We start from the raw sequence: 11,948 nt of genomic DNA, 5'->3' as shown, positions 1-11,948 counted from the left end.
ATTGCGCCCATGATCGTCCATGGAATCAAGGTTCCTGTCGCACCACAGGATGTTTCGCCGGTTATCTGGAGAGCGCTTCAAAGCCAGAGCTATGAGGCGAAGGAAGCGAAGTGGATCTTCAGGGCAGTCAAGGCGCGCGATCGCGTACTGGAGCTAGGGTCCGGTATCGGCATCATCACCGCACTGATCGCGAAAATCCCCGGCGTTCAGGTGTGGGCTTTTGAAGCGAATCCCGCAACAGCGGAACTAGCGAAGCGCGTGATAGCGGCCAACGATCTCGACAATGTCACATATTCGCAGGGTATCCTCACAGCAGGCCCGCCGCGGTCCTTCACCTTCTACGTTCGCCGCGACCTTTGGATGTCTTCCACGGACAAAGACCAAGGACCATATGAGCGCGAACTTTCGATCGTCTCGGCCGACGTCGATCGTTTCATCGCCGATCATCGAATAAACGCCCTCGTCATGGACATTGAAGGAGCTGAGAAAGAACTTCTGCAGGATGCCGAGCTGCCCGGCGTCGAACGCATCTTTCTTGAGCTGCACGACCACCTCTATGGCCTTGACGGCATCCGCAACATCACCCTTGCCCTAGCAGAAAAGGGATTTGCCTACGATCCGCGGGGCTCCCGAGGACCTTGCGTCCTCTTCGCTAAGAACGATGGCCCCCGCGAATATGAGGATGTGGAAGATGTTGCGTAATGCTCTCGCCGTCATGTTTGCCGTAGCCCTTCCGCTCGCCAGCGCCGCCGAGGAAATTCCGCTCGATCCCAACGAAGTGTCGGTTCAAGACGCCAGCGGCAAGACTGTCGCCGTTTTTTCAGTAAAGCAGCTGCGGGCAGACTTTCCACAACAGACCTATGACACGCGTACGCCTTGGACGAGCGACAACGAGAAAATCGAATATCGTGGGCCGCTGCTTGCAAATGTGCTTGCCAAGGCCGGAGTCACCGCCGTGCAGGAGGTCAAAGTTGTCGCCTATGACAACTTCGTTTCCGACATTCATATGGACGAAATCCGGTCTTATAATCCGATCCTGGCGATCGAACGTCGTTGCAACGAGAGTGACAAGGCCGGCTCGCATTGCCCGCCGGGCCAGGATTTCCGCCCGATCAGCATGGTAGAAAAAGGCCCCATCTTCATTGTTTGGCCCTTCGACCAATTGCCTGCTTCATATGTTCCCGCAAGAAACTCGATCTGGGTGTTTTTCCCAGTCATCCTGCGCGCCACGCAATGAAGTTCTTAAACGGCCGTTTGCTCACTGTTCTGCCGTATCTCGGTATGGCTGCAGCGCTTGGGCTGAGTGCGTGGACATTCATGCAATCGAACCGCTACCGTCAGGAGACGGATGCCATCCTCAATCAGACTTTCGAGATTCAGTGGCGCGCGGCACAGATTCGCGAGCGCCTTATACGAGTCTATGGCTATCTTCGCATTGCCGACGAGACGGGCAAGCTTGATGCGGACATCGATCGACAAATGGCGTTGGTGAACGTCAACGTCGCGCAGTTGGAAAACCTGCCCTATCTGAACCGCTTTTTTCCCGACCACGATGCCGAACTCCTGGGCCGGATTGGCCTAACCCTCGAACAGAAAATTGCCCCTCTTGTGTCAGCGCGTACAAACTACACCCAAGCCATTGCCGACATGGCCAAGCTGGAACAGTCAATTTACGAGATTTCCAGCTCTACCGTTGATCACAGTGCCACCTTGCAGCAGACCGCCAGCATCGACATTGCGGCCTCGCGCAACTGGTTCATCTTTGCCATCGCACTTGGCCTGGGTGCCACCTTTTATCTCGTTATCCATCAACGCTATGCTTTGGCCAATCGCCGTGACCAGCATATGCGCTCGTTCGCTTCGCTCTTTGCGCATATGACCCGATCGCGGGTTACAGCCTTGAGGCTGTTCCTTGAGCACGCACAACCAGACAAGCAACCGAGCGGCGAAATGCTTGAGGCTGCGCGCAGTGCTGCTACTGAACTGGAATCGATCACCAACAGTGTCCTTCAGATCGCCTATGCGCCACAAGATTCCAGCACCGTGGCGCTCGGCCCACTCCTCGAGGATCTCGCGCACGATCGCAGCAGTTTGGTGCAAGTTTTGGTCGATCCTAAAGCACGTCTGCAACCTGTTCCGGCGACGCCGTTACGGTTGGTCGTTAATGAGCTGATAGAAAACGCTCTTGCCGCTCTATCCGGCACCAGAAACGCCCCAATTCTCATCTCCGCGACAGTCAAGCGACGTCCCTTCCTCCTGCGCAGTTACCTCGTACTAGATGTGGCGGACAACGGCGCAGGCATGTCGCCTGCAATCCTTGTGAAGGCAACTACACCTTTCTTTTCAACGCGAGCTGGAAATCATACTGGCCTTGGACTGACCGCATGTTCCCAGATGGTCTCGACGCTGAAAGGAAGGCTCATCATCAACAGCGCTCCCGGTGCCGGCACAACCGTAGAGATCAGGATTCCGGTGCATTCGACTGCCGCCACGTCATGGCAGTCGTTCCTCAGGCGCGGGCGAAAAAAGGTACACACGTGGCGCGCCTAATTGTCAGCTCTGCTCCATTTTCACCTGAATGCACCGGTATGCGCTATCACGGCGAAAACCTGCCAGGCATTCTGTGTAGCGCAGCTTAGACGGATGATGACGCTGGAAGTTCACGGCACTCTGAAATGAGAACCTACGCCTCCGGGTGCGTCAGAATCAGGTAGATCAGTTGATGGCGGGACCTTATCGGAAAAGAGGAAGGTCGCTGGATCAAGTTTCAACGCCTTGGCGATCGCCGCAATTGTGTCGACGCTGATATTGCCGCTTGCGCGTTCCAATTTCATGAATGTCGCCTCCGCCACGCCGATGAGCTCGGCCATCTTATAGCGGAGCAAAGTGCGTCGTTTTCGCTCAATGTCGATGATGTGCGCCAGACGCATGCGGATTGCATTTTCGTCCAACTGATGCGCCCATTCGGGAAGTTTTTTTCCGCCCGCGAGCAGGTCCGCAACTGACACATGCAAGCCGCTTGCCATGATTTGCAACGTCGTCAGGGTGACATTGTTTTTCTGTCGCACGGTCTGGATGTATGTCCGGTAGGCGAGCCTTTCGCCCTCGACGGTCCGGAACAGCTCGGCCATGTGCATATGGGATAGGCCACGCCTAGCTCTCTCCCGCTCCAGCGTTCTCGCAATGTTGGCGCGCAACGGGTTGTTGACCAGGCCCGCGTCGTCTCGTTTCATAAATCGATGTAGTCGCACAACCTGCCTTCTCGATCTGTCCTTTTTCGCGCGGATGATCCATAGTAAAGTATCAGAATCCGCAGCGAGGAAAAGGCTATGAACATGCTGAAATATCTCTTGGTGGGTGCCACCGTCGTCGTGGGCGCCGCGGCTCTTCCATCCCAATCACAGGCATCGGAATGGGGCTGTCAGGTCCTCCTCTGCCTGTCCGGTGACTGGCAGGCCACTCCTTCTTGCCACCCGTCAATCTACAAGTTGATGGCGGCGATGAAAGCGCCGGGTTTTAACTGGCCGATCTGTCCACAAGCCAACTCCAGCGCCGCGAGATTCGAGAAGTATGAGGATTGTCCAGCTGGCTGGCAAGCAGCTGGCAGCTACGACTCCGATCGGCGAGGAATGAGGCAAGAACGGAACATCTGCCGTATCAGCTCCGACAGGCTCACCCTGCCCGCCACTTTCACGAATAGTCGTCTCGGCCAAGACCATGACAACGGATCTCGACAGGCCCAGATCGAAATCAACGGTAGGTTGGTGACGGCAAAAATCCAGATCACGGGCAACGATAGAGGGCATTCCCTTGGTAATGGCCCCACCTACTACACCATCTCTCGGCCGGTGCGCGGAAAGCCCTGGTTCATCGAGTATGACGACGCGAACGGCATGCGCCAGAAAAGCTGGTTCAATCTCAACATGCCATAAGCCAGGCGATCACGCAGGATGAGTCGCCATGAGGATCACAAGGCGTGTCTGTCCGGTTCATTCACCCCGACGCCAGCGATAGCTTCGAGACAGCAATACGGTACTGGATCAGGGAAGGGTAATAAGTGTTGAAGGCGCTGCTCCTGTCGACTGCGATAATGGGCCCATGGGCAGGCTTGGCGGTGGCTAGCCAGAGCGAGAAGCCGCGATCGAGCGCGGACAATCCGATGTGGCCCGCTTCACTGAAATGGGACTGCAAGACCGCCGCCAAAATCGTGTGTGAGCGTGACGGCAGTTGCACAGTGGCCGAGGACCATACTAGGTTTGTGCTGAACTATGGCAGCAACGAAGCTGAGTTCCCGGCCAGCAATGTCAGGATCAAACGGCACTATCAACAGACCGTGCAGGCAAGCCCTTTGCAGCAGGAAGTTAAAGTCGAACTGGCTGACAATCGCGTTCTTTGGCTGACGGCCGTGGATGCCAGCCGCACTTATTCGGAAGCCTGGGTCGGCGCAATGAGCGAGTTGAAGGGCGGCGCGGTACTCATGGAATCCGAGGGCGTCTATTGTATGCCGCACAAGTGAGTGAGCCGAGAGGGAAGGCGAGCGAAAACCGATATGTTCTGACCTCGGGCGCCAGCCACCGGCGTTTCAGAAAAGTCCGGCATAACCGTCTTCCCGGTCTAGTTTCATCAGACGATCAGCCGTCGACTCCTGCGCAGCGGCGTCCTGACCCATCACGGCCAGCGCAGCGAACAGCCCAACAGATTTCCTCATCCAAGTCCCCTCACGCCAAGGACCAAGAACGTTTTGCCTTGCCTGGCGAGAGCTGGGTGCGGATGGTCAGGAGGTCTTGCATGACTAACCTGTCAACAATGAAACGAACATTCCATGGCACGGTGCTCGAGCGCATCGTGGTGGTGGGGCTGGGCGGCCTGCCCCTGACCGCAACGATCGACAATCTGCCGGAAGCGTATCCGGGCGGACAAGTCGCGCGAGGCGGGCGCCTGGGCCTGCTCGGCAATCGCGACATCATGGATACGCCGTTCAACATAGGCAGCTACACGGCGCAAACGATCGAGGATCAGGGCGCACGCACGGTGGACGACGTGATGATCAATGATCCTTGGTACGGAGCACCCATTCAACCGGCGGGATATTGGATTCCTTCTACATTCGCGGCTTTCCGATCAATGAAGGAAATTTTGGCGAGGTCGCGTTCGATGGTGTGTTCGGGGTCGCGCCGACCTATCGCTTGTTCACCGATTATATCGAGCGATCGAGGTTCTCAAAGGACCGGTGGCGCTCCTTTATGGCATCGCGCCGAACAGCAGTCTCGGGGGGTACGACCAATATCATCCCACGCGCGCGGGCCGAGGTCGATCTGACACGGTCGAGCCCCCAGGGCGGCGGGCATCTCGATGTGAGCGGGCGTTTCGGCGCCGAGCGGCAGTTCGGGGTCCGATTCAACGGCAGCTATCACGGCGGGGACGCCGATCGACGACCAAAAGCGCGACGTGCCGGTGGTGACAATCTGCGGCGCGGGCCGCACCGGGCAACGGAGCGCCGATCGCCACGATCAAGCCTGGCCGGTCTGCGCCCGCGGTTTGCCGCCAATCGGATGTTAGAGCTCATGCTAATGAGGCGTCAGCACTCCGATTTTCTCAATGGTTTGGAAAAATCAAAAGATAATTCCTTATCTCTATAGATTTTGTGTAATATCGTACGATCCCGTCTTGGCAACCGGGCATCCCCTTGGTGGAACAGGAGATCGACGACACGTGGCAAGAATTTCGGTTCTCGGCATATCCGGCGGCGTTAGTACGCCATCCCGCACCACCGCGGTGGTGAGCGCGCTGGTCAAGGCGGTCGCGTCGCGTGTCCCGTCGGACGCCGGCCTGATCGAAATCACCGAGGCGGCGCCTTCGATTTTCGCCGGGCTGTCTCGTCGTGCGCTCGGCGCGTCTGGCGAAGCGATCATCCAGCGTGTCGAGAAGGCCGACCTGCTCGTGGTCGGAACGCCGGTCTATCGGGCGTCCTACACCGGCGCTCTCAAGCACCTGTTCGACCTCGTCGATCATCGTGCACTGACGGGCAAGACCGTGCTTCTCGCGGCAACCGGCGGAAGTCCATACCATGGCCTGGTTCTCGAACATCAGCTCCGGCCATTGTTCGGTTTTTTCGGGGCCGTCACGGTCCCGACCGGCGTCTACGGCGCGCCCGACGATTTCGTCGATGCCAAGATCGTCGGCGCGGCGATTATCGAGCGCATCTCACGGGCCGCTACCGAAGCGATTTCCTTGCTTAATTCCAATGATGCAAACACTGCCGTCGCCACGCGCGTCGGTTGAAGCCAATCAAAAGGGGAAACGAACGAAATGACCTCGAATTCCGACAACGTGAAATTCGCCTACTGGGTCCCGAACGTCTCGGGCGGCCTGGTCATCTCCAACATCGAGCAGCGGACCGGCTGGGACATCGACTATAACCGCAAGCTCGCCCAGATCGCCGAGGCCAACGGCTTCGACTACGCGCTGAGCCAAATACGCTTCACGGCCGGCTATGGCGCCGACAACCAGCACGAATCGGTATCGTTCAGCCATGCCTTGCTTGCGGCGACCACAACGCTGAAAGTCATCGCGGCGATCCTGCCCGGCCCATGGAATCCAGCGCTGGCGGCCAAGCAGATAGCCACCATCAACCACCTGACCAATGGCCGTGTCGCCGTCAATGTCGTCAGCGGCTGGTTCCGCGGTGAGTTCGCCGCCATCGGCGAGCTGTGGCTCGACCATGACGAGCGCTATCGCCGTTCGGAGGAATTCATCCGTGCGCTGCGCGGCATCTGGACCGAGGACAATTTCACTCTGAAGGGCGACTTCTATCGCTTTACCAACTACTCGATGAAGCCGAAGCCGATCGATCCGCAGCCGGAGATCTTCCAGGGCGGCTCATCACGCGCGGCGCGCGACATGGCTGCGCGGGTTTCCGACTGGTATTTCACCAACGGCAACACGCCGGAAGAGATCAAGAAGCAGGTTGACGACATCAAGACCAAGGCGAAGGCCAATGGCCACAAGGTCAAGATCGGCGTCAACGCCTTTGCCATCGCTCGCGAAACCGAGGCAGAAGCGCGCACCGTGCTCGACGAGATCATCGCCAAGGCCAATCCGGAGGCGGTGCAGGGTTTCGCCGATCAGGTCAAGAATGCCGGCAAGGCGTCGCCGGAAGGCGAGGGTAACTGGGCGAAATCCTCGTTCGAGGATCTTGTCCAATACAATGACGGCTTCCGCAGCAATCTCATCGGCACGCCGGAACAGATTGCCGAACGCATCCTCAAGCTGAAGGATGCCGGCGCGGATCTGATACTGCTCGGCTTCCTGCATTTCCAGGAAGAGGTGGAGTTCTTCGGCAAGCGCGTCATCCCTCTGGTGCGCGAACTGGAAGCGGCGCGCGACAGGGAGCTCGTCGCCGCGGAATAGGACACGCGCGGCCTCCAGGCCGCCGCCCGCACGCCTTCAAAATCAGGGACATTTCATGATTGGTGCTTCGCTGGGAGCCGCCGCATACGAGCGCGCGCCCGAAATTTCCGGCATTCTTGCTGGTGCTGGTCCCGTCGAGGACACGCGCCCGGCGCGCCTGTCGGCAAAGGCTGATGCGATCCTGGCGCTGGGCGGGATCAGCATTTCCTTTGGTGGCGTCACGGCACTGCGGGATGTCGACCTCGAGGTCAAAAGCCGCGAGATTCGCGCTGTGATCGGTCCCAATGGCGCCGGCAAATCCTCGCTGATCAACATCATCAGCGGCCTCTATCACGCCGATCAGGGCAAGATCGCGATCGATAGCCAGTCCTTCTCCCGGGTGTCGGCAAGCCGTCTGGCACGGCTCGGCGTCGCGCGCACCTTCCAGAACCTGGCACTGTTCGGTGGGCTTTCAGTGCGCGACAACATCGCGTCGGGCCGCGTCCACACCCGGCGCGCCAGCTTCGTCGAACATATCGCCGGTCTACCGCGCGCCCGGCGCGAAGATGCCGCGATCGCTGAAAAGGTCGACCAGACAATCGCCTTCCTGCATCTCGAGGCCGTCGCCGATCGCCTGGTCGCAACGCTGCCCTACGGCCTGCAGAAGCGGGTCGAACTGGCGCGCTCGCTTGTCGCCGAGCCGAAGATCCTGCTGCTCGACGAGCCGATGGCCGGCATGACGGCGACCGAGAAGGCCGAGATGGCCGGTTTCGTGCGCGCAGCGCGCGACCGGCACGACGTCACCATCATCCTCATCGAACACGACATCGGCGTGGTCATGGGGCTCTCCGACCGCGTCGCCGTGCTCGACTACGGCCGCAAGATCGCCGACGGGACACCGGCCGAGGTCAGGGCCAATCCGGCGGTGATCCGGGCCTATATCGGCACCGCCGAAGGCGAAGATGGCGAGGGCATCTGATGAGCTACTATGATTTCCTCTTCGTCATCGAGGTGCTGGTCGGTGGCTTGCTCTCAGGCGTCATGTATTCGCTCGTCGCCATCGGTTTCGTGCTGATCTACAAGACGTCGGGCGTGCTGAACTTCGCGCAAGGGTCGATGGTGCTGTTCGCCGCACTCACCTTTGTCAGCCTTGTCGAACGCGGCATCCCGTTTGCGCTTTCAATGCTCATTACCCTCGCGGTCATGGTTGCGCTGGGCTTCACCATCGAGCGAACTGTGCTGAGGCCGCTGGTCAATCGCTCGCCGATGACGCTGTTCATGGCCACGCTTGGCCTGTCTTACATCATTGAAGGCGCTGCCCAGTTGGTGTGGGGCACGCAGGTGCACGGGCTCGATCTCGGCATCGACGACACGCCGTTCGAGGTCGGCGGTATCCTGATATCGTCGTTCGATCTTCTTGCTGCAGGCATTGCCGCGGCGATGGTCGCCGGCTTGAGCGCATTCTTCTATTGGACCCGCGTCGGCCTAGCGTTTCGCGCCGTCGCAGACGACCAGTTCGCGGCGCTCGCCGTCGGGCTGCGGCTGCCCCGGATCTGGGGAACGGTGTGGACGGCCGCGGGGTTCGTGGCACTGGTCGCGGGGCTCTTGTGGGGCGCGCGCCTCGGCGTCCAGTTCTCGCTGTCGCTGATCGTGCTGAAGGCGCTGCCGGTGCTGGTGCTTGGCGGCTTCGATTCTATCCTCGGCGCCATCGTCGGCGGCCTCATCATCGGCGCCAGCGAGAAGCTCGCCGAGGTCTACCTCGGACCCTTTGTCGGTGGCGGCATCGAAGGCTGGTTCGCCTATGCGCTGGCGCTGGTCGTCCTGCTGGTGCGCCCCTCCGGCCTGTTTGGCCAGAAGACTGTCGAAAGGGTCTGACCGATGGCCGTGCAAGCGCTCGATGCCGCAAGGCTTCCCATCGACTGGCAGAGGTTAGCTCTGCCCGTCGCCCTGATTGCCGTGGCCTACGGCCTGATCCCCGCCTATGCGTCGAGCTATCTCGTCGAGGCGATCCTGCTGCCGTTCCTTGCGCTCAGCCTGGCGGCGGTCGGCCTCAACCTTTTGACCGGCTATTGCGGCCAGCTTTCGCTGGGCTCCTCCGCCTTCATGGCGGTCGGCGCTTTCGCCGCCTACAATTTCAACCTTCGGGTCGAAGGACTGCCGCTGGCTGCGACCATGATCCTGGCCGGGATTTCAGCCGCCGGCATCGGCGTCGTGTTCGGATTGCCGAGCCTGCGCCTGCGCGGCTTCTACCTCGCCGTCTCGACGCTCGCCGCCCAGTTCTTCGTGCAGTGGGCGCTGACCAAGTTCGGGTGGTTCTCCAACGACAACCCTTCCGGGGTGATCTCGGCGCCGCACCTTGCCGTTGCGGGCTTCTCGCTCGACAAGGCGACGGGCCGCTACCTGCTCTCGGTGACCACGGTCATCGTGCTCACGGCGCTCGTCTGGCGCCTGGTCAACAGCGCGACCGGCCGCAATTTCATCGCCGTGCGCGACAACGAAACCGCCGCGCGGGTGATCGGCGTCCCTGTGCTGAAGACCAAGCTGCTCGCGTTCGCCATCTCGTCCTTCATCATCGGCGTCGCCGGGGTGCTGTGGGCCTTCACCTATCTGCGCACCGTCGAGCCGGCCGGCTTCAATCTCGACCGCTCGTTCCAGATCCTGTTCATCATCATCATCGGCGGGCTGGCCTCGATACGCGGCGCCTTTCTGGGAGCGGCGTTCATCGTCGTCTTTCCGCTCATCCTGTCGCGGCTTGGCGCCTTCCTGTTTGGCGGACTGTTCGATTCGGGTGTTCTCGACATGAGCCAGCGCATCGTGCTCGGCGCGCTCATCATCATCTTCCTCATCGCGGAACCGAACGGGCTGTCGGCCCTCTTCGACCGCCTGAAACGACGGATCGGCTCAAGGTCCAGCTGAGCGCCGCTCGACATCCTCTCACGGACCACAACCTCAGGAGACGCAATCCATGACCTTCTTCAGTCACCTCAAGAAAGCGGCGATCGCCACGGCCTTCGTCCTCGGCGCGACGGCGGTCCACGCCGACGAGCAGTATTTTCCCCTGCAGAGCTACCGCGTCGGCCCTTATGCCGCCGGCGGCACCGGCTTCTTCGGCGGCTTCATCGACTATCTCAACCTGATCAACATCCGCGACGGCGGCGTCAACGGCGTCAAGCTGACCTGGAGCGAGGGCGAGACGCAGTATGAGGTCGAGAAGGGCGTCGAGGTCTATGAACGATTGAAGAGCAATCCCGGCATCGCCGCCTGGAACCCGCTTTCGGTCGGCATCGCCTATGCCATGATCGACCGCATCACCGATGACAAGGTGCCGCTGATCACCATCAACCACGGCCGCACCGACACCACGGACGGACGCGTGTTCCCTTACGTCTTCCCGCTGCTGCTCAATCCGTACAGCGAGACCTCGGGCATCGTGAACTATATCGCCTCCAAGGAAGGTGGCCTCGACAAGCTCAAGGGCAAGAAGATCGTCGTGCTCTATCACGGCTCGCCCTATGGCAAGGAGACGATTCCGATCTATGAGCTGCTGTCGCAGAAATACGGCTTCGAGCTGTCGCAGATCGAGGTTCCGCATCCAGGCAACGAGCAGCAGGCGCAGTGGCTGACGATCCGTCGCGAGCATCCCGACTATGTGGTGCTGCGCGGCTGGGGCGTGATGAACCCGGTTGCGCTCAAGACCGCGCAGAAGACCGGCTTCCCGGCCGATCACATCGTCGGCAATGTCTGGTCGAATTCGGAAGAGGATGTGATCCCCGCGGGCGATGCCGCCAAGGGCTATACGGCCATCACCACCCAGGCGTCAGGCGAGCAGTATCCGGTGGTCCAGGAGATCGTCAAAACGGTCTACGGCGCCGGCAAAGGCAATCTCGAGGAAAAGAGCCGTATCGGCTCGGTCTACCACAATCTCGGCATCGTCAACGGCATCCTCAATGTCGAGGCGGTACGCATCGCGCAGACCAAGTTCGGCAACCGCACGCTCACCGGCGACGAAGTCCGCTGGGGCTTCGAGCATCTCAAGCTCGATCCGGCACGCGTCGAGGCGCTGGGCGCCAAGGACCTGTTCCACTCGATCAACGTCTCCTGGGACAATCACGAAGGTGACGGCTACGTGACCTTCCAGCAGTGGGACGGCAAGAAGTGGAACGTCGTCTCCGACTGGATTGCGCCCGACTGGAAGCTGCTGCGTCCGATCATCGAGAAGTCGTCCGAGGCCTATGCCAAGGAAAAGGGCATCAAGATCCGCACGGCCGAAGACGCCGAAGCAGTGGTCAGCAACTGAAGTCCAACAACTCGCGGCCGGCCCCCGGGCCGGCCGCGATTTGCGGGCGATTGGGGAGTGATGGATGTGCAGCCCGGTAAATCCGCTACTGTCGGGGAGTCGCGGGGAGGCCGTCAACAACGGCGCCATCGCCGCCCTGCACGGGGCCGACCGGTCGGGCGCCAAAGCCGTTATCGGCGCACTGATCGCAACCAACGGCGCGGGCATGACACCCTGCTACGCGCCGTATCCAATCTCCTCCCGGCCGAGCGCGGTACTGTTA

At 60.3% G+C, this 11,948-nt stretch carries 15 protein-coding genes; 13 read left to right on the top strand and 2 right to left on the bottom strand.

What is annotated here, in order from left to right; all coding sequences use genetic code 11:
• The first annotated feature begins 9 nt into the window (after positions 1 to 9).
• Genes NKI79_RS31100 through NKI79_RS31090 form a run of 3 tightly spaced genes read left to right on the top strand, consistent with a single transcriptional unit; the run spans position 10 to position 2,550 of the window.
• Positions 10 to 702, top strand: a complete 693-nt coding sequence (locus NKI79_RS31100; protein ID WP_023722883.1) for an FkbM family methyltransferase — start codon at positions 10 to 12, stop codon at positions 700 to 702.
• Positions 692 to 1,237, top strand: coding sequence for a putative pterin-binding protein (locus NKI79_RS31095; RefSeq protein ID WP_156948359.1), 546 nt, complete (start codon positions 692 to 694; stop codon positions 1,235 to 1,237). Before NKI79_RS31100 ends, NKI79_RS31095 begins: the two co-directional genes overlap by 11 nt.
• Positions 1,234 to 2,550 (top strand): sensor histidine kinase, encoded by a 1,317-nt coding sequence (locus tag NKI79_RS31090; RefSeq protein WP_023722885.1) that lies wholly within the window; start codon positions 1,234 to 1,236, stop codon positions 2,548 to 2,550. Before NKI79_RS31095 ends, NKI79_RS31090 begins: the two co-directional genes overlap by 4 nt.
• Positions 2,551 to 2,660: 110 nt before the next feature.
• On the opposite strand, the gene NKI79_RS31085 is transcribed toward NKI79_RS31090, so the two are convergent.
• Complete coding sequence (locus NKI79_RS31085) at positions 2,661 to 3,131, bottom strand: helix-turn-helix domain-containing protein (protein WP_245278784.1); 471 nt, start codon at positions 3,129 to 3,131, stop codon at positions 2,661 to 2,663.
• A gap of 198 nt (positions 3,132 to 3,329) precedes the next feature.
• Between NKI79_RS31085 and NKI79_RS31080 the strand changes: the two genes are divergently transcribed.
• The gene (locus NKI79_RS31080; RefSeq protein ID WP_023722887.1) at positions 3,330 to 3,932 is read left to right on the top strand and encodes a hypothetical protein; all 603 of its coding nucleotides are present in this window, start codon (positions 3,330 to 3,332) and stop codon (positions 3,930 to 3,932) included.
• A gap of 125 nt (positions 3,933 to 4,057) precedes the next feature.
• The gene (locus NKI79_RS31075; protein ID WP_031195338.1) at positions 4,058 to 4,516 is read left to right on the top strand and encodes a hypothetical protein; all 459 of its coding nucleotides are present in this window, start codon (positions 4,058 to 4,060) and stop codon (positions 4,514 to 4,516) included.
• A 66-nt stretch (positions 4,517 to 4,582) separates the two neighbouring features.
• On the opposite strand, the gene NKI79_RS31070 is transcribed toward NKI79_RS31075, so the two are convergent.
• Entirely contained in the window at positions 4,583 to 4,708 is a 126-nt protein-coding gene (locus NKI79_RS31070) for a hypothetical protein (RefSeq protein WP_023722890.1), read from the bottom strand.
• A gap of 382 nt (positions 4,709 to 5,090) precedes the next feature.
• Here NKI79_RS31070 and NKI79_RS33385 point away from each other — a divergent pair, with 382 nt between their 5' ends.
• From NKI79_RS33385 to NKI79_RS31030, 8 genes are all read left to right on the top strand, one after another.
• The gene (locus tag NKI79_RS33385) at positions 5,091 to 5,639 is read left to right on the top strand and encodes a hypothetical protein (RefSeq protein ID WP_502906470.1); all 549 of its coding nucleotides are present in this window, start codon (positions 5,091 to 5,093) and stop codon (positions 5,637 to 5,639) included.
• An 82-nt stretch (positions 5,640 to 5,721) separates the two neighbouring features.
• Positions 5,722 to 6,282 carry an FMN reductase gene (gene msuE / locus NKI79_RS31060; protein WP_502906473.1) on the top strand — a complete coding sequence of 187 codons (561 nt, stop codon included), beginning with the start codon at positions 5,722 to 5,724 and terminating at the stop codon, positions 6,280 to 6,282.
• 27 nt (positions 6,283 to 6,309) lie between these two features.
• Entirely contained in the window at positions 6,310 to 7,410 is a 1,101-nt protein-coding gene (sfnG, locus tag NKI79_RS31055; RefSeq protein ID WP_023722893.1) for a dimethylsulfone monooxygenase SfnG, read from the top strand.
• Positions 7,411 to 7,465: 55 nt separating this feature from the next.
• On the top strand, positions 7,466 to 8,368 hold the full coding sequence (locus tag NKI79_RS31050) for an ABC transporter ATP-binding protein (protein ID WP_352621688.1): 903 nt from the start codon (positions 7,466 to 7,468) through the stop codon (positions 8,366 to 8,368).
• Positions 8,368 to 9,264, top strand: a complete 897-nt coding sequence (locus NKI79_RS31045) for a branched-chain amino acid ABC transporter permease (RefSeq protein ID WP_352453924.1) — start codon at positions 8,368 to 8,370, stop codon at positions 9,262 to 9,264. Before NKI79_RS31050 ends, NKI79_RS31045 begins: the two co-directional genes overlap by 1 nt.
• Before the next feature lie 3 nt (positions 9,265 to 9,267).
• Positions 9,268 to 10,305, top strand: a complete 1,038-nt coding sequence (locus tag NKI79_RS31040; protein WP_352517944.1) for a branched-chain amino acid ABC transporter permease — start codon at positions 9,268 to 9,270, stop codon at positions 10,303 to 10,305.
• Positions 10,306 to 10,354: 49 nt separating this feature from the next.
• The gene (locus NKI79_RS31035; protein WP_023722897.1) at positions 10,355 to 11,686 is read left to right on the top strand and encodes an ABC transporter substrate-binding protein; all 1,332 of its coding nucleotides are present in this window, start codon (positions 10,355 to 10,357) and stop codon (positions 11,684 to 11,686) included.
• Positions 11,687 to 11,750: 64 nt separating this feature from the next.
• Positions 11,751 to 11,948 (top strand): hypothetical protein (locus tag NKI79_RS31030; RefSeq protein WP_352806978.1); only part of this gene is annotated, 198 nt, incomplete at its 3' end.

The sequence above is a fragment of the Mesorhizobium sp. M0340 genome (assembly GCF_040321535.1).
Taxonomy (GTDB): Bacteria; Pseudomonadota; Alphaproteobacteria; order Rhizobiales; family Rhizobiaceae; genus Mesorhizobium.
The sequence above is the reverse complement of the archived record's forward strand: the minus strand, read 5'-3'. Positions and strand labels throughout refer to the sequence as shown.

Coding starts and splice junctions, on each gene's coding strand:
- sfnG (WP_023722893.1), top strand. CDS start 6,310: ATGACCTCGAATTCCGACAACGTGAAATTCGCCTACTGGGTCCCGAAC.
- NKI79_RS31100 (WP_023722883.1), top strand. CDS start 10: ATGATCGTCCATGGAATCAAGGTTCCTGTCGCACCACAGGATGTTTCG.
- NKI79_RS31070 (WP_023722890.1), bottom strand. CDS start 4,708: ATGAGGAAATCTGTTGGGCTGTTCGCTGCGCTGGCCGTGATGGGTCAG.
- NKI79_RS31080 (WP_023722887.1), top strand. CDS start 3,330: ATGAACATGCTGAAATATCTCTTGGTGGGTGCCACCGTCGTCGTGGGC.
- NKI79_RS31085 (WP_245278784.1), bottom strand. CDS start 3,131: ATGGCCGAGCTGTTCCGGACCGTCGAGGGCGAAAGGCTCGCCTACCGG.
- NKI79_RS31050 (WP_352621688.1), top strand. CDS start 7,466: ATGATTGGTGCTTCGCTGGGAGCCGCCGCATACGAGCGCGCGCCCGAA.
- NKI79_RS31095 (WP_156948359.1), top strand. CDS start 692: ATGTTGCGTAATGCTCTCGCCGTCATGTTTGCCGTAGCCCTTCCGCTC.
- NKI79_RS31040 (WP_352517944.1), top strand. CDS start 9,268: ATGGCCGTGCAAGCGCTCGATGCCGCAAGGCTTCCCATCGACTGGCAG.
- NKI79_RS31035 (WP_023722897.1), top strand. CDS start 10,355: ATGACCTTCTTCAGTCACCTCAAGAAAGCGGCGATCGCCACGGCCTTC.
- NKI79_RS31090 (WP_023722885.1), top strand. CDS start 1,234: ATGAAGTTCTTAAACGGCCGTTTGCTCACTGTTCTGCCGTATCTCGGT.
- NKI79_RS31045 (WP_352453924.1), top strand. CDS start 8,368: ATGAGCTACTATGATTTCCTCTTCGTCATCGAGGTGCTGGTCGGTGGC.